This is a genomic window from Pseudomonas sp. GW823-FHT03E05, from assembly GCF_058796855.1.
On record NZ_JBXAJB010000002.1, the window covers coordinates 597318 to 612667 of the forward strand.

At 61.1% G+C, this 15350-nt stretch carries 17 protein-coding genes; 2 read left to right on the forward strand and 15 right to left on the reverse strand.

Annotation, left to right across the window (positions count from 1 at the left end):
- Position 1 precedes the first annotated feature (1 nt).
- From AC1RCO_RS10510 to AC1RCO_RS10540, 7 genes are all read right to left on the reverse strand, one after another.
- On the reverse strand, positions 2 to 883 hold the full coding sequence (locus AC1RCO_RS10510; RefSeq protein ID WP_404673835.1) for a baseplate assembly protein: 882 nt from the start codon (positions 881 to 883) through the stop codon (positions 2 to 4).
- Entirely contained in the window at positions 880 to 1206 is a 327-nt protein-coding gene (locus AC1RCO_RS10515; protein ID WP_015634349.1) for a GPW/gp25 family protein, read from the reverse strand. Before AC1RCO_RS10515 ends, AC1RCO_RS10510 begins: the two co-directional genes overlap by 4 nt.
- Before the next feature lie 4 nt (positions 1207 to 1210).
- Positions 1211 to 1414: a hypothetical protein gene (locus AC1RCO_RS10520; protein WP_072443141.1), complete on the reverse strand. Its 204-nt coding sequence runs from the start codon at positions 1412 to 1414 to the stop codon at positions 1211 to 1213.
- Positions 1415 to 1506: 92 nt separating this feature from the next.
- A complete protein-coding gene (locus AC1RCO_RS10525) occupies positions 1507 to 2097 on the reverse strand; it encodes a phage baseplate assembly protein V (RefSeq protein ID WP_072443139.1) in 591 nt (196 codons plus the stop codon).
- Positions 2094 to 2615, reverse strand: coding sequence for a hypothetical protein (locus AC1RCO_RS10530; RefSeq protein ID WP_041751978.1), 522 nt, complete (start codon positions 2613 to 2615; stop codon positions 2094 to 2096). The genes AC1RCO_RS10525 and AC1RCO_RS10530 overlap by 4 nt, the downstream gene beginning before the upstream one ends.
- Positions 2616 to 2703: 88 nt before the next feature.
- On the reverse strand, positions 2704 to 3054 hold the full coding sequence (locus AC1RCO_RS10535; protein ID WP_011059558.1) for a phage holin family protein: 351 nt from the start codon (positions 3052 to 3054) through the stop codon (positions 2704 to 2706).
- A 518-nt stretch (positions 3055 to 3572) separates the two neighbouring features.
- A complete protein-coding gene (locus AC1RCO_RS10540) occupies positions 3573 to 4319 on the reverse strand; it encodes a LexA family transcriptional regulator (RefSeq protein WP_019093195.1) in 747 nt (248 codons plus the stop codon).
- A 186-nt stretch (positions 4320 to 4505) separates the two neighbouring features.
- Between AC1RCO_RS10540 and mutS the strand changes: the two genes are divergently transcribed.
- Complete coding sequence (gene mutS / locus AC1RCO_RS10545) at positions 4506 to 7085, forward strand: DNA mismatch repair protein MutS (protein ID WP_125062636.1); 2580 nt, start codon at positions 4506 to 4508, stop codon at positions 7083 to 7085.
- A gap of 143 nt (positions 7086 to 7228) precedes the next feature.
- Complete coding sequence (gene fdxA / locus AC1RCO_RS10550; RefSeq protein WP_011059555.1) at positions 7229 to 7552, forward strand: ferredoxin FdxA; 324 nt, start codon at positions 7229 to 7231, stop codon at positions 7550 to 7552.
- 512 nt (positions 7553 to 8064) lie between these two features.
- On the opposite strand, the gene rpoS is transcribed toward fdxA, so the two are convergent.
- The 8 genes from rpoS to AC1RCO_RS10590 all read right to left on the reverse strand — a co-directional run bounded on the left by rpoS (position 8065) and on the right by AC1RCO_RS10590 (position 15291).
- A complete protein-coding gene (rpoS, locus tag AC1RCO_RS10555; RefSeq protein ID WP_011059554.1) occupies positions 8065 to 9072 on the reverse strand; it encodes an RNA polymerase sigma factor RpoS in 1008 nt (335 codons plus the stop codon).
- A gap of 106 nt (positions 9073 to 9178) precedes the next feature.
- Positions 9179 to 10039: a peptidoglycan DD-metalloendopeptidase family protein gene (locus AC1RCO_RS10560; RefSeq protein ID WP_492617687.1), complete on the reverse strand. Its 861-nt coding sequence runs from the start codon at positions 10037 to 10039 to the stop codon at positions 9179 to 9181.
- Positions 10040 to 10251: 212 nt separating this feature from the next.
- On the reverse strand, positions 10252 to 10887 hold the full coding sequence (locus AC1RCO_RS10565) for a protein-L-isoaspartate(D-aspartate) O-methyltransferase (protein ID WP_169892832.1): 636 nt from the start codon (positions 10885 to 10887) through the stop codon (positions 10252 to 10254).
- A 41-nt stretch (positions 10888 to 10928) separates the two neighbouring features.
- Entirely contained in the window at positions 10929 to 11678 is a 750-nt protein-coding gene (gene surE, locus AC1RCO_RS10570) for a 5'/3'-nucleotidase SurE (protein WP_011059551.1), read from the reverse strand.
- Positions 11666 to 12724 carry a tRNA pseudouridine(13) synthase TruD gene (gene truD, locus AC1RCO_RS10575; protein WP_053149271.1) on the reverse strand — a complete coding sequence of 353 codons (1059 nt, stop codon included), beginning with the start codon at positions 12722 to 12724 and terminating at the stop codon, positions 11666 to 11668. The genes surE and truD overlap by 13 nt, the downstream gene beginning before the upstream one ends.
- Positions 12721 to 13194 carry a 2-C-methyl-D-erythritol 2,4-cyclodiphosphate synthase gene (gene ispF, locus AC1RCO_RS10580; protein ID WP_011059549.1) on the reverse strand — a complete coding sequence of 158 codons (474 nt, stop codon included), beginning with the start codon at positions 13192 to 13194 and terminating at the stop codon, positions 12721 to 12723. The genes truD and ispF overlap by 4 nt, the downstream gene beginning before the upstream one ends.
- Positions 13195 to 13246: 52 nt before the next feature.
- A complete protein-coding gene (gene fghA / locus AC1RCO_RS10585; protein WP_041116226.1) occupies positions 13247 to 14092 on the reverse strand; it encodes an S-formylglutathione hydrolase in 846 nt (281 codons plus the stop codon).
- Positions 14093 to 14178: 86 nt separating this feature from the next.
- Positions 14179 to 15291, reverse strand: coding sequence for an S-(hydroxymethyl)glutathione dehydrogenase/class III alcohol dehydrogenase (locus AC1RCO_RS10590; RefSeq protein WP_011059547.1), 1113 nt, complete (start codon positions 15289 to 15291; stop codon positions 14179 to 14181).
- Positions 15292 to 15350 lie beyond the last annotated feature (59 nt).

Genomic DNA, 15350 nt, shown 5'->3' on the forward strand with positions numbered 1-15350 from the left:
ATCAGCTCCCCAAGGTGACGCTGTAGCCGTTGCAATACGCGGCCTGGGCCTTGCTCGGAACTATGTCCTGCCAACCCCGCAGTTCAACCCGGGCCACGCCGGCCACATGCAGCTGGGCATCGACGGCTGAACGCGCCACTTCGATGCCCAGGCGCCGGCGTGGGTTGACCCAGGCGGCCAGCTTGCGCTCGGCCTCTGCCAGGGCGGCGTCGCTTTCCGGGCCCGGCCCTTTCATGTGCAGCACCGCGTCGATGCGATACGGCAGTATCTGGGCGCTGTTCACCGTGACCCGATCGCCTAGCGGTCGCACGTCCTCATCATTGAGGGCCGCGGCGACCGTCGCCAGCAGTTCCGGCGCTGCTGCGCCGTCACCTTCCAGGCTCAACACTGTAACCGTGACGCAGGCCGGTGACGGGCTTTCGGCCTCGGCGTCCGCCACCCGGGCCGAGGCATTGCGGGCATGCAGGATGTAGCTGTTGCGCGGCCCGGCAGTGGTCAGGCCTTCGTAGGCCAGTTGGACACGCTCGCGCAGTGCGTCGTCGGCTTCCTTGACCTGCGCTACAGGCGGCACCGCTTGCGGGTCACCAGCCTGGATCACCAGGCGCTGCAGGTTGACGTTGGCCGCCAGCTGATCCAGGTCCGTGCCTTGGGCATGGGCCAGCAGCAGCGCCTTGGCCGCATCGTTGACCCGGGCCCGCAACAGCATATCGCCGTAGGCGGACAGCTCCAGTTGCTTGGTGACCGGATCGCTTTCCAGATTGGCCGTCCAGTTGTCGCCCATATAGCGGCGAAAGGTCGCCAGCTTGCCCTGATACAGCGCTTCAAAATCCAGGGTTTCCAGCACCTGCGGCGCCGGCAGTGCCGATAAATCCAGCATGCTCATGCCGTCACCTCCAAAACCGCGTCATTACCCAGGTAGCGGCCCGTCAGTTGGAAACTGACCTGGCCCTCCACCACCGCTACAACCTTTACCCGCTCCAGCTTCAAGCGGGGCTCCCAGCGCAACAGCGCCCGGGCGACTTCGGCCTGAACCGCGCTTTTCCAGCCACCGGTCACCGGCAAGTCGACATAACGGCGCAGGTTGCTGCCGTATTCAGGAAGCATCCGCCGGCTGCCCAAGGGCGTGGTCAGGATGTCCTCGATGGACTGCCGCAAATGCTCGATGCCGGACAGCGGCAAGCCGGTACGGCGATCCATTCCGATCATGGTGTTACTCCTGCAACTGAAAGTCCGGGTGCTGCTCCAGGTAGCCTCGGGCGAGGGTGTCGCTGACCGGTACCGATACCTCGCCCTGGGCCACCGACATTGCGCGGCCGTCCGCCAGGATCAGAAGGCGCGAGGTGTAGAGGGTGTCGCGAAAGACCGCAGTGCCACTGGTGGCCGTGCGGCCGGGCTTTTTTTTCGGGATTGCCATGCTTTTCTCCGGGTACAAAAAATCCGCATTCGGCGGATTGATCGGGTTTATCGGCGTTGTAGGTTGGGTGGCCGGCGTTGATCGCCAAGGCGTCACTGCGGTGGAGCGGTTGCTCCGGGGCCGGGCATCACGCCCGGATGGATGTGGGTCGAGCCGACATTCACCCCGTTGTGCTTCAAGCTCGCACCGTTGATTTGCACCTCGCCATTCAAGGTGATTGCCCCCGTCAGGGTGATGCTGTCGGCGTTGCCGGTAATGCTGCTGTCCGTCACCACGACCGAACTGGTGCCGACCTGAATCGTCACCGTGCCGCTGGGCAGGGAGATGCTGTAGCTCTTGGCCTGCCAGTCGTAGACCAGCGAGCCGCCATCATCGAAGCGCCAGACCTCGACGTGCTCGCGGTTATCCGGCTGGGCACCGGCATCGCCATACAGGCCGGGAACGAAGGTGCCCTGCGCCGGCTCGCCACTGGGGCTGATCAGTACGCCCTGCTCCCCCAGGCTCGGCGCCCGCCAGTGCCGGGCCTTGCCGGCGGCCTGGCTGTGCCAGCGAACCCAGGCGCTGGTCCAGCCCGCGCCATCGGATACCCGCAGTCTGCCCGCGGCAAGGTCCACGCCGACCACAGCGCAAGGCAGGATCAGGCCAGAAAGCATTCGGTCGTGAGTTGCGGTGACGTAATTCACGACATCTGCTCCGGCGCCTGATAGTGCCCCTCGTGACCGGGGCCGGTGTCGGGACTGAAACCCAATACCAGTGTTCCCGGGGGTTGATCGGGCCAGGGCCATTGTTCCTGGCCCAGGTAGATGGACTGCTGCCATTGCACGGTCCACTCGGTTTTCGGCGCCGAATCCACGGCCGTGCCGGCTGGTTTGGCCCACACCGCCTTCGCACTATCGACAGAATCAAGATTCCAGTACTGGCAACGCAGCAGGTCCATGAGCTGCGCTGCCAGAACAACCGCCTGCAAGGAGGCTTGCGCAAGGCTCGGGTCAACCCGCACCCGGGCCTCGAAGGTCGCCCGCAGGCAACTACGGCCGTCGCCCGGATCAGCTCCCGGGTCCATGCCGGTGATTGCAAAGTAGATCGCTGTCTCGGCGGAGCCATCAACGGTCTCGGGAAATGCCTCGACCTTGTGCAGATGCGGCATGGCCGTCTTGATCGTGGACGTGATGGCCTCGGGTAGCTGCGTCAGTACGCTCATTGTCTGCTTCCAGAATCAGGCCGAAGCGGCCCCGGCGGCGAAAGCCCGGGGCGCACGACCGTGTTGAGGGCGGTAGCCGCCCGGTGAGTCAAGGCTGGTCAGAATGGGAATCCCGCGAAGGCGGTTCGCATACCCCGATGCGCTTGGCCGCCCAGCGCTCATAAAGGCCGATGGCGACGTCGGCGCCGGCCATGGCGGTCAGGCAACCGAAGGCGCAGGCGGTCCAGATCGACACGCCGGCGGCATACAGCAGCATGATCGCCGAGACCCCACAGACCACGCAGGCCCCGGAGCGCAGCGCCAGGCGCCGCAGCAGCGACCAGCCACGGGCGCCCTCCTTGTCGGCGCGCCACATTTCGCCGGAAACGCCACCGACCAGCGCCAGGACGATGACCAGCCAGATCGGCATGTCCAGCAACGCTTGTTGCTCGTTTGTCATTCACGTCTCCCGTGCGGATTGAGGCCAGCGAAATGGCCGGTTGATAGAAGGCTGATAACGATGTTTCAAAGGGTCCCTGTCTGTTGGTGGCCCACGTTAGGCAGGCATTCCAAAAAGCCCGGTCGCCCGGGCTTTTCAGTAATGCAAACCTTGGTCTTTCGGCACTACTGGTGCGGTACGGACCCATTCAAATTGTTCCTCCGACCGCGACCCTGTCCGCCGGATAACTGCTTCTGGTGCTTTACGCTGCACACCCGGGCCAGTTGCCAACCCTCTGAACCGTCGAGGCCGATTCATCGCTGCCTTTGCTTTGCCACTAAAGAGCGTCTTTGCAGCCGCTGTTGCGCGGCTTGAGGCTCATATTATGCATTCATGCATATGCAGTCAATGCGTAAATGCATTTATTTATGCACAGGATTTGCTGGAATGCATGGAAGGCGCATGAACAAAGGGCTGGGGATTTTTCGCGGGCAAAAAAAAAGCCCGCTCAAGGGCGGGCTTTGTTCAAGAGGGCTGGCTTAGCGAGCGTACATGCCCCACCAGAAGACGTGACCGAGGATGCTGATCTGCTCTTCCTGGATCTCCTGGAAGCTGTAGTCCTCATCCGGGTGTTCATCGCGGTTGAAGCTGCGCAGGCGGATCCCTGTAGGTAGGCGATACAGCTGCTTCACCCGCAATTGGCCGTTGTGGTTGATCGCGTAGAGGTCGCCATCAACGATGTCGCCAATTGCGCATTTGCCGGCATTGACGCCCACCGTGGCGCCGTCCCGCAGCACCGGCAACATGCTGTTGCCACGCACCGTGACGCACTTGGCCTGGTCGAACTGCACGCCGTTGTGCCGCAGGCTGCGCTTGCCGAAGCGCAGGCTGGCGCGCTCGCTTTCCTCGATGACGAATCTTCCTGATCCAGCAGCCAATTCAACCTCACGCAGAAAAGGAACCGACACCTCGTCGTCATCGACAGGGGTATCGTCGTCCCACAGGCTTATGTCCTTGAGTTCCGAATGAATCTCGTCACGGGGCGCAGCAGCCCGGGCAGGCGCGATATCCACGCGCCCACGCAACTGGTCGGTGCTCACCTGGAAGTATTCGGCGATCCGCGAGATGTGCTTATCCGAAGGATCGACGATCTTCCCGCTGAGAATCCGCGAGAGGGTGGATTGAGGCACACCGGTGCGACGGTGAAGCTCCGTGGGGGAGATTCCGTCGCGATCCAGCAGCTCTCTTAAGACGGTAGAAACATTGCGTATTTGCATAGAACGCATATTGCTCGAACTTTTAGTCAATGACAAATGCTGTTTTGCATATTTGTGCTGCATTTACCGGACAAACACAGTAGCGCCTTGGTGCCTGCGAGGCCGGGGCACCCATGGTAACCTTGCCGCCATCTGCAAAAAGCCGAGCCCAGCGCTCCTTTGCTTCACCCATTCAACGAATCCGCCTGAATACCGATGAGTAAAAATACCTCCGATCTGTCCTCCCACACGCCGATGATGCAGCAGTACTGGCGCCTCAAGAACCAGCACCCTGATCAGTTGATGTTCTACCGCATGGGCGACTTCTACGAGATCTTCTATGAAGACGCGAAGAAGGCCGCCAAGCTGCTGGACATCACCCTGACGGCGCGCGGGCAGTCGGCCGGCCAGGCGATTCCCATGTGCGGTATTCCTTACCACGCCGCCGAGGGCTACCTGGCCAAGCTGGTAAAGCTCGGCGAGTCGGTGGTGATCTGCGAACAGGTGGGGGACCCGGCGACCAGCAAGGGCCCGGTGGAACGCCAGGTGGTGCGTATCATCACGCCAGGCACCGTGAGTGACGAGGCTCTGCTGGATGAGCGCCGCGACAACCTGATCGCCGCCGTGCTGGGCGACGAGCGTCTGTTCGGCCTGGCGGTGCTGGACATCACCAGCGGCAACTTCAGCGTCCTGGAGATCAGGGGCTGGGAGAATCTGCTGGCCGAGCTGGAGCGGATCAACCCAGTGGAGCTGCTGATCCCCGACGACTGGCCACAAGGCTTGCCGGCAGAAAAACGCCGCGGTGTGCGACGCCGTGCCCCCTGGGATTTCGAGCGGGACTCGGCGCACAAGAGCCTCTGCCAGCAGTTCTCTACCCAGGACCTCAAGGGCTTTGGCTGCGAAACCCTGACCCTGGCCATCGGCGCCGCCGGTTGCCTGCTCAGCTATGCCAAGGAAACCCAGCGTACCGCCCTGCCCCACCTGCGCAGCCTGCGTCATGAGCGCCTGGATGACACCGTGGTGCTGGACGGTGCCAGCCGTCGCAACCTGGAACTGGACACCAACCTGGCGGGCGGGCGCGACAACACCCTGCAATCGGTGGTCGATCGCTGCCAGACCGCCATGGGCAGCCGTTTGCTGACCCGCTGGCTGAACCGCCCGCTGCGCGACCTCAAGGTCCTGGAAGCGCGCCAGTCCTCCATTACTTGCCTGCTGGACGGCTACCGTTTCGAACGGTTGCAACCGCAGTTGAAGGAAATCGGCGATATCGAGCGGATTCTGGCGAGGATCGGCCTGCGCAATGCCCGTCCGCGGGACTTGGCCCGTCTACGTGATGCCCTGGCTGCACTGCCGGAGCTGCAAGAAGCCATGACCGAACTGGAGGCCACTCACCTCAATCAGCTGGCTGCCACCACCAGCACCTACCCGGAGCTGGCCGCTCTGCTGGCCAAGGCCATCATCGACAACCCGCCGGCGGTGATCCGTGACGGCGGTGTACTCAAGACCGGCTACGACGCCGAGCTCGACGAGCTGCAGTCGCTGAGCGAGAACGCCGGACAGTTCCTGATTGACCTGGAAGCCCGCGAGAAAGCCCGTACCGGCCTGGCCAACCTCAAGGTCGGCTACAACCGTATCCATGGCTATTTCATCGAGCTGCCAAGCAAGCAGGCCGAACAGGCCCCGGCGGACTACATTCGCCGCCAGACATTGAAAGGCGCCGAGCGCTTCATCACTCCGGAACTCAAGGAGTTCGAAGACAAGGCGCTATCGGCCAAGAGCCGTGCCCTGGCCCGGGAGAAGATGCTCTACGACGCGCTGCTGGAAACCCTGATCAGCCATTTGCCGCCGTTGCAGGATACCGCTGGTGCCCTGGCTGAGCTGGACGTGCTGAGCAACCTGGCCGAGCGCGCCTTGAACCTGGACCTCAACTGCCCACGTTTTGTCAGCGAACCTTGCATGCGCATCACCCAGGGTCGTCACCCGGTGGTGGAGCAAGTGTTGACCACGCCGTTCGTGGCCAACGACCTGAGCCTGGACGACAACACGCGGATGCTGGTGATCACCGGTCCGAACATGGGCGGTAAATCCACCTATATGCGCCAGACGGCCCTGATCGTGCTGCTGGCCCATATCGGCAGCTTCGTCCCGGCGGCGAGCTGCGAGCTGTCCCTGGTGGACCGGATCTTCACCCGTATCGGCTCCAGCGACGACCTGGCCGGCGGCCGTTCGACCTTCATGGTGGAAATGAGCGAAACCGCGAACATCCTGCACAACGCAACGGAACGCAGCCTGGTGCTGATGGACGAAGTGGGACGCGGTACCAGCACCTTTGACGGACTTTCCCTGGCCTGGGCTGCGGCAGAACGTCTCGCCCACCTGCGCGCCTATACCCTGTTCGCCACCCACTATTTCGAACTGACGGTACTGCCGGAAAGCGAGCCGCTGGTGGCCAACGTGCACCTCAATGCCACCGAGCACAATGAGCGCATTGTGTTCCTGCACCATGTACTTCCAGGCCCAGCCAGCCAGAGCTATGGGCTGGCGGTAGCCCAGCTGGCCGGGGTTCCCAGCGCAGTCATCACCCGCGCCCGGGAGCACTTGAGCCGCCTGGAAACCACCAGCTTGCCCCATGAAGTGGCGCCTCAAGCACCGGGCAAACCCTCGGTTCCGCAACAAAGCGACATGTTCGCCAGCCTGCCGCACCCGGTGCTCGACGACCTGGCCAAGCTGGATCTGGATGACATGACGCCACGCCGAGCGCTGGAAATGCTCTATACATTGAAGACACGCATCTAACGCGAACGCCTTCAAGCTGTTAGAATCTCGCGCGGTTTGGGATGCTGCGGACTATTAGCCTGGTTGCGCAGACTATCGCTCCCAAACCTGGCGACCCCGTCATGTAGGGGCTCCGCTGCCGCCGCCTGAGGAGAGAATTAGAAATGACCTTCGTCGTCACCGACAACTGCATCAAGTGCAAGTACACCGACTGCGTAGAAGTCTGTCCGGTGGACTGCTTTTACGAAGGCCCGAACTTCCTGGTGATTCACCCGGATGAGTGCATTGATTGCGCACTGTGTGAGCCTGAATGCCCCGCTGTAGCGATTTTCTCCGAGGATGAAGTCCCGGAAGAGATGCAAGAATTCATTCAGTTGAACGTCGAGCTGGCAGAGATCTGGCCGAATATCACTGAAAAGAAAGATCCGTTGCCGGATGCCGAAGAGTGGGATGGCGTCAAAGGCAAGATCAAGGATCTCGAACGCTGATTCCCCCCGCGTTCCCAAAAGGCCCCTTGCGGGCCTTTTTGCGTTTCTGGGGCAAGGAAATGCTGGCGGGACTTTTCGACAGACGAAAAAAAGGGGCGGTATGACCCGCCCACATTTTTCCCTAGTCCCTGTGTTCCTTTTCATCGTCCTGATGAATCGCTTCCTGCGATGTCCTGACCATCGTCCTTGATGGCTGTGTCTATCCGTCGACACAGGGCTGATATTAGAGAGTTCCCCGGCAAGAGCAATCGCACTATTCGTGTGAAACTTTGTCGAAACTCATAGCCACTCATAAAAAATATTATATAAATCAACAATATAAAAAACAGCCTACGCAAAACTAGACAACGCAGAAGTAGCCGAGAACCGAATGCGTACGAAAAAGTAATCTTTGGCTTACATGACGGTTAAGAGTTAAGCCAACTTCTCTGGCAATAGCCCATTCAAAACCACAAGCTGCGTGCAATAAAAAGCCCCGAGTCGATCGGGGCTCTTGTGAATCGATCCAGTGGCTACTGAAACAGCGACTCACTGGACAATCCATTCTTCTCGAGAATTTCCCGAAGGCGCTTGAGCCCTTCAACCTGGATCTGCCGAACCCGCTCACGGGTCAGACCGATCTCCAGGCCCACATCTTCAAGGGTGCTGCTCTCGTGTCCACGCAGACCGAAGCGTCGAACCACCACTTCGCGCTGCTTCTCGGTCAATTCGGAAAGCCACTGATCGATACTTTGTGACAGATCGTCGTCCTGCAACAGCTCACAAGGATCTGTCGGACGGTCGTCGGTCAGGGTATCCAGCAGGGTCTTGTCCGAATCCGGGCCCAGGGAGACATCGACCGAAGAAACCCGCTCGTTCAGGCCGAGCATGCGCTTGACTTCGGCCACCGGCTTCTCCAGCAGGTTGGCGATTTCTTCGGGGGAGGGTTCATGATCGAGTTTTTGCGTCAACTCACGGGCGGCGCGCAAGTAGACGTTGAGTTCTTTGACCACATGGATCGGCAACCGGATGGTCCGGGTCTGATTCATGATGGCCCGCTCGATGGTCTGACGAATCCACCAGGTAGCATAAGTCGAGAAGCGGAAGCCGCGTTCCGGATCGAACTTCTCCACCGCTCGGATCAGCCCGAGGTTGCCCTCTTCGATCAGGTCCAGCAGCGACAGGCCACGATTGACATAGCGCCGGGCGATTTTCACCACCAGCCGCAAGTTGCTTTCAATCATGCGCTTGCGCCCGGCCGGATCACCACTTTGCGACAACCGCGCAAAGTGCACTTCCTCTTCGGGGGAGAGCAATGGAGAAAAGCCGATTTCATTGAGGTACAGCTGCGTCGCATCGAGTGCACGCGTGTAATCAATGTATTTATGTTGCTTTAATGAAGCGGAGCTTTTGGATTTGGTGCGAACGGAAGGTGGAGTTGCCCCCTCATTATTCGACATCGAATCCATATCGATGCTGCTCTCCATAAGGAGAACCTCATCGTCGATGTCAAACTCCGGCACTTCTTTACTGAGAGCCATTGTTATAGTCCTTTGGTGAGTTCGACCTCAGGCTCAAGCGGCGCCTTTATCCCTGGCAACGCTGGAGCCTGTTCCCTCTACGTGAGCGGAACAGGCTGGTAACGGATCAACGACGTGGCAGGAATTGCAGCGGATCTACAGGTTTACCTTGTCGGCGAATCTCAAAGTGCAGTTTCACCCGGTCTGTACCAGTTGATCCCATCTCGGCAATTGTCTGTCCGACTTTGACCTGCTGTCCCTCCCGAACCAATAGCTTGCGGTTGTGGCCGTAAGCACTGACGTAGGTTTCGTTGTGTTTGATGATGACTAATTCGCCGTAGCCCCTTAAGCCACTCCCGGCGTAAACCACCGTCCCATCAGACGCAGCTAAAACAGGCTGTCCCAAATCTCCGGCGATATCAATGCCTTTATTCAAACTACCGTTTGAAGAAAATTTTCCAATCAGAACACCGTTCGAAGGCCATCCCCAACCCGTAGGAGCGGGGCCCGCGGGGGTAGCCGGAGCAGGCGCCGGCTTGCTCGCAGGGCTGGTGGTGGTCGCAGTTGCAGGCGTTGTCGTAGTGCCTGCCGGGCGACGAATGACCGTGGTCTTGCTGGAGGAGGAGGCACTGGACTGGGTGCTGGTAACAACCGTCGCCGGCGTAGTGCCAGTGCGGCCGTCAAAGCGAATGACCTGCCCGGGATGGATGGTGTAAGGCTCGACGATGTTGTTGCGAGCGGCCAGCGCCTTGTAGTCCCAGCCATAGCGGAAGGCAATGGAAAACAAGGTGTCTCCGCGACGCACCGCGTACTGCCCGGTGGTCACCGTGGGGCGCTGCGGCGCAACAGTGTTACTGCGCTCGACCACCCCCACGCTGCTGGATTTGGTGCTGGAGCAACCGACCAACAAGGAACTCAAGGCAAGGCCAATCATCAGTCGCTGAAAGCTTGTTGTACCTATACGCTGCGCAATGACTGTGAGACTCACCCGCCGCTCCCTTTGTGGTGGTTGACGATATAGATTGCCTGACTCAGGCGTGAAGTGACGCAAGTATAACTGGACACAGGCGCTTTACCGCTGGCCCAGCACAAGGACAGCCGCAAGAACCTGCCTCTGACCGTCGTATCACTCATTGACGATCGATACGGCACTAAGACACAGCCCGCCAGACAGAATTCACCCCAGCCTGATAAATGCCTTCAGGCCAGGGGACCATTGAGCAACGGCACAAAACGCACCGCCCCCAGGACGTGCCGGGCAAAGCCCTGTTCTTCACGGATGATCAGCATCAACTGCTGCACCTCCCCTGCCCCCACCGGAATCACCAGGCGCCCGCCAGGCGCGAGTTGATCGAGCAGGGCCTGGGGGATATCGGTGGCGACGGCAGTGACGATGATGCCGTTATAGGGCGCCAGCGCCGGCCAGCCTTCCCAGCCGTCGCCCCAGCGAAACACGACGTTGCGCAGGTTCAATTCCTGCAGGCGCTCCTTGGCCCGGTCTTGCAGGACCTTGATCCGCTCCACCGAAAACACCCGCTCCACCAGCTGCGACAACACCGCCGTCTGGTAGCCCGAGCCGGTACCGATCTCCAGTACCTTGTCCAGCGGCCCAGCCGCCAGCAGCAGCTCACTCATGCGGGCCACCATATAAGGCTGGGAGATGGTCTGGTTGTGGCCGATCGGCAGCGCCGTGTCTTCATAGGCACGATGGGCCAGGGCCTCATCGACAAACAGATGCCGCGGTGTGCGCCGAATCACTTCCAGTACCTGAGGGTTGGACAGCCCCTCGTCATACAGGCGCTGGATCAGGCGTTCGCGGGTACGCTGGGAAGTCATGCCGATTCCCCGCCGCAGCAGATCGTCTTGCTCGCGAGCCATCAGCGCAGCCCCTCCAACCAGCCATCCAGACTCCTGAACGCGTCATTGAAGGTGCGATCCAGCTGCAGCGGCGTGACAGACACGTAGCCTTGCATCACTGCATGAAAGTCGGTACCGGGCCCGCCATCCTCGGCGTCGCCGGCGGCAGCGATCCAGTAACCCGCCTTGCCGCGGGGGTCGACCACCTTCATCGGTGCCGCAGCACGGGCGCGATGGCCCAGGCGGGTCAACTGGATGCCCCTAATATGATCAAGCGGCAGGTTGGGAATATTCACGTTCAACACCGTCCGTGGTGGTAAATCCAGCAAGCCCTGGGCTTGCACCAGCTTGCGCGCGAAATAGGCTGCGGTCGCAAGGTTCTCCACCTGGCGCGAGACCAGCGAAAAGGCGATCGCAGGGCGTTGCAGGAAGCGCCCTTCCAATGCAGCGGCGACCGTCCCAGAGTACAGCACGTCATCACCGAGGTTGGCCCCCAGGTTGATGCCCGACACCACCATGTCCGGGTCATGCTCCAGCAGGCCGTTGAGCCCCAGGTGAACACAGTCGGTGGGGGTGCCATTGATGCTGATAAAGCCGTTGCCAAGGGTGTGCGGATGCAACGGACGGTCGAGCGTCAGCGAGCTGCTGGCGCCGCTTTTGTCTTGATCCGGAGCGATAACCACGCACTCGGCGTAATCCGCCAGCGCAGCGTGCAACGCCGCGATACCGGGTGCAGTTACCCCATCATCGTTAGAAATCAGAATGCGCATGAGCTGTCCGTCTGCCCCACCGGCACCAGATCGACGAGTTCACGCACCAAGGCGGTGGCGAAACATCCGGCCGGGAGGACGAATTCCAGTTGCAGAATATCAGGCTCGGGATAATGCCACGTCAAACCGCCAATGGGCAGCCGCAGGATGCGTCGTTCGTGGCTCATGCCGGCTTTTATCAGCCATTCGCACAGTGCCGCCTCGCGGTCGGCCATCTGCTGTTCAAGTTCATGAACCGCACCACCCGCCGGAGACTCGCCTTCGCCCCACAACGGGCCTGTGGGATGCAAGTCAAGAATTGCCAGGCGCGGATCCGTGCATTCATCCGGGCCGGCCATGAAAAAGCTGCGGCTGTCGGTAAATGCCAGCAAGTCGCCCACTTGCGCCTGCTGCCAAGTGCCGTCCGCCACTCGCGCTGCCAGCGCCTGGTTGAACAGGTAGCTGCGGGCGGTGGACAACAGGCGCGAACGCACATTGCGCTGCTCCGGCAGCGCCTGGCGGGCAGCCCAGCTACGGGCGTCCGCCAGGTTGCCACCGTCGTGGCCGAAGCGCTGGGCGCCGAAATAGTTGGGAATACCTTGAGCGGCAATCCTCTTCAGGCGCTCGTCGATGGCTGCCTGATCCGCCTTGAGCTCTGTCAGGCGCAAGGTAAAGCCATTGGCGGCATGGGCCCCACGCTGCAATTTGCGCTTGTGGCGGGTGGCCTCGAGGATCTTCAGAGTGTGATTTTCCGCTGCGCCAAGATCCGGGTCGGCCTTGCCCGGCAGTTGCACACTGAACCACTGGCGGGTCAGCGCCTGGCGATCCTTGAGCCCGGCATAGCTGACAGTGCGCAACGACACCCCCGCCGCCTTGGCGATCCGCCGCGCCGCTTCCTCGGTGTTCAAGCCGCGTTTTTCCACCCACAGCCACAGATGCTCGCCTTCCCCGCTCAGCGGGATATCGAGTACTTCATCAACCTGGAAGTCTTCGGCAGTGGCCTTGAGTACGGCGCTGCCCAGGGCATCGCCATAGGCCCGCGGGCCCAACAGTTGCAGTTCATTCATGGGCGTTGCAACAAGGCCACGGAATGCACGGCGATGCCTTCCTCGCGGCCGACAAAGCCGAGTTTTTCGGTGGTGGTTGCCTTCACGTTCACCTGGTCCAGCTCGACCTGCAGGTCCTCGGCAATCAACGCCCGCATGGTTTCAATGTGAGGTGCCATTTTCGGTGCCTGGGCGACGATGGTGTTGTCGACGTTGCCGATCTTCCAGCCCTTGGCATGAATCAGCGCGACAACATGACGCAGCAGGACACGGCTGTCGGCGCCCTTGAACTGCGGGTCGGTGTCCGGAAAGTGCTTGCCGATATCACCCAGCGCGGCAGCGCCCAGAAGGGCATCACTGAGTGCGTGTAACAGCACATCACCATCGGAGTGCGCGAGCAGCCCGAAATGGTGGGCAATACGCACCCCCCCCAACGTGATGAAGTCGCCCTCAGCGAAACGGTGCACATCGTAGCCGTGGCCAATACGCATAAAAAAACGCCCCGAAAAAGTCAGGGCGTGATTCTACCTGCTTTGGCAGGTATTAGGCGTTAAGAGCACGTGCATGGTGCTGCAAGTGGTCGTCTATGAAACTGGCGATAAAGAAGTAGCTGTGGTCGTACCCCGGCTGCATCCGCAACGTCAGCTCATGCCCGGCATTCTTTGCCGCTTGCTGCAAGACCTCAGGCTTGAGCTGGCCGGCGAGGAAGTCGTCACGATCCCCCTGATCCACCAGCAACGGCAGCTTCTCGGTGGCTTCGGCGATCAGCACGCTGGCATCCCACTCGCGCCAGCGTGAGCGTTCCTCCCCCAGGTAACGGGAAAACGCCTTCTGCCCCCAGGGGCAATCCATCGGGTTGCTGATGGGAGCGAAGGCCGAAACCGACTGATAGCGCCCCGGATTACGCAGCGCGCACACCAGTGCCCCGTGACCGCCCATGGAGTGCCCGCTGATCCCACGCTTGTGCGAAGCGGGAAAATGCGCCTCCACCAGCTCCGGCAGCTCGTTCACCACATAATCGTGCATCCGGTAATGCTGGGCCCAGGGCTCCTGCGTCGCGTTCAGGTAGAACCCGGCACCCAGACCGAAATCCCAGGCACCGTCCGGGTCACCGGGCACGCCGGGGCCACGCGGGCTGGTATCCGGAGCGACGATGATCAAGCCCAGCTCGGCAGCCATGCGTTGAGCCCCGGCCTTGTGCATGAAGTTCTCGTCGGTACAGGTCAGACCGGACAACCAGTAAAGCACCGGCAGCTTGCCGCCCTGCTCGGCCTGGGGCGGCAAATACACGGCGAACACCATGTCACAGCCCAGCACCCGGGAATGATGCTTGTAGCGTTTATGCCAGCCGCCGAAGCTTTTCTGGCAGGAAAGGTTTTCCAGACTCATGGCAGACCTCCAGCGGCACGCCGCAAGCCATGGGCCGCAAGCGGAACTCCCGCTTGGCGCCTGTGGCTTGCGGCTTGCCGCTGCTCTTAGAAGTGAATGACGGAGCGAATGCTCTTGCCTTCGTGCATCAGGTCGAACGCCTTGTTGATATCTTCCAGGCCCATGGTGTGGGTGATGAAGGTATCCAGGGGGATCTCGCCGGTCTGGGACATTTCCACGTAGCTTGGCAGCTCGCTGCGCCCGCGCACGCCACCAAAGGCTGAGCCGCGCCATACCCGGCCGGTCACCAGTTGGAAGGGACGGGTGGAGATTTCCTGGCCGGCACCGGCCACGCCGATGATTACCGATTCGCCCCAGCCCTTGTGGCAGCACTCCAGGGCCGCACGCATCAGTTGCACATTGCCGATGCACTCGAAGGAGAAATCCACGCCGCCATCAGTCATGTCGACAATGACCTCCTGAATCGGACGGTCGAAATCCTTCGGATTGACGCAGTCGGTGGCGCCCAGTTGCTTGGCGATCTCGAACTTGGCCGGGTTGATATCGATGGCGATGATACGCCCGGCCTTGGCCTTGACCGCACCGATGACCGCCGACAGGCCAATGCCGCCCAGGCCGAAGATGGCCACGGTGTCACCGGCCTTGACCTTGGCGGTGTTGATCACCGCTCCGATCCCGGTGGTCACGCCGCACCCCAGCAGGCAGACCTTTTCCAGCGGGGCTTCCTTGGGAATCTTGGCCACGGAGATTTCCGGGAGCACGGTGTACTCGGAAAAGGTCGAGGTACCCATGTAGTGGAAAATCGGCTGACCCTTGTAGGAAAAACGCGTGGTGCCATCAGGCATCAGGCCCTTGCCCTGGGTGGCGCGAATGGCCTGACAGAGGTTGGTCTTGCCCGACAGGCAGAATTTGCACTTGCCGCATTCCGGGGTGTACAGCGGGATCACATGGTCACCCACAGCCACCGAGGTCACGCCCTCGCCCACCGCCTCAACCACCGCACCGCCTTCATGACCGAGGATCGCCGGGAAGATGCCTTCAGGGTCGGCACCAGACAGCGTGTAGGCGTCGGTGTGGCAGACGCCGGAGGCGACGACCCGCAGCAGCACCTCGCCCGCCTTGGGCATGGCGACATCCACTTCGACGATTTCCAGCGGCTTCTTGGCCTCGAAGGCTACGGCAGCACGTGACTTGATCATCCTGACTCTCCAGCGAATAAAAACGAGGCACAGAGTGTAAAACAGCGCAATGCGATGAA

Coding starts and splice junctions, on each gene's coding strand:
- AC1RCO_RS10530 (WP_041751978.1), bottom strand. CDS start 2,615: ATGAGCGTACTGACGCAGCTACCCGAGGCCATCACGTCCACGATCAAG.
- ispF (WP_011059549.1), bottom strand. CDS start 13,194: ATGCGTATTGGCCACGGCTACGATGTGCACCGTTTCGCTGAGGGCGAC.
- AC1RCO_RS10535 (WP_011059558.1), bottom strand. CDS start 3,054: ATGACAAACGAGCAACAAGCGTTGCTGGACATGCCGATCTGGCTGGTC.
- AC1RCO_RS10510 (WP_404673835.1), bottom strand. CDS start 883: ATGAGCATGCTGGATTTATCGGCACTGCCGGCGCCGCAGGTGCTGGAA.
- AC1RCO_RS10590 (WP_011059547.1), bottom strand. CDS start 15,291: ATGATCAAGTCACGTGCTGCCGTAGCCTTCGAGGCCAAGAAGCCGCTG.
- truD (WP_053149271.1), bottom strand. CDS start 12,724: ATGAATGAACTGCAACTGTTGGGCCCGCGGGCCTATGGCGATGCCCTG.
- rpoS (WP_011059554.1), bottom strand. CDS start 9,072: ATGGCTCTCAGTAAAGAAGTGCCGGAGTTTGACATCGACGATGAGGTT.
- AC1RCO_RS10515 (WP_015634349.1), bottom strand. CDS start 1,206: ATGATCGGAATGGATCGCCGTACCGGCTTGCCGCTGTCCGGCATCGAG.
- AC1RCO_RS10520 (WP_072443141.1), bottom strand. CDS start 1,414: ATGGCAATCCCGAAAAAAAAGCCCGGCCGCACGGCCACCAGTGGCACT.
- mutS (WP_125062636.1), top strand. CDS start 4,506: ATGAGTAAAAATACCTCCGATCTGTCCTCCCACACGCCGATGATGCAG.
- surE (WP_011059551.1), bottom strand. CDS start 11,678: ATGCGCATTCTGATTTCTAACGATGATGGGGTAACTGCACCCGGTATC.
- AC1RCO_RS10565 (WP_169892832.1), bottom strand. CDS start 10,887: ATGACTTCCCAGCGTACCCGCGAACGCCTGATCCAGCGCCTGTATGAC.
- fdxA (WP_011059555.1), top strand. CDS start 7,229: ATGACCTTCGTCGTCACCGACAACTGCATCAAGTGCAAGTACACCGAC.
- AC1RCO_RS10540 (WP_019093195.1), bottom strand. CDS start 4,319: ATGCGTTCTATGCAAATACGCAATGTTTCTACCGTCTTAAGAGAGCTG.
- fghA (WP_041116226.1), bottom strand. CDS start 14,092: ATGAGTCTGGAAAACCTTTCCTGCCAGAAAAGCTTCGGCGGCTGGCAT.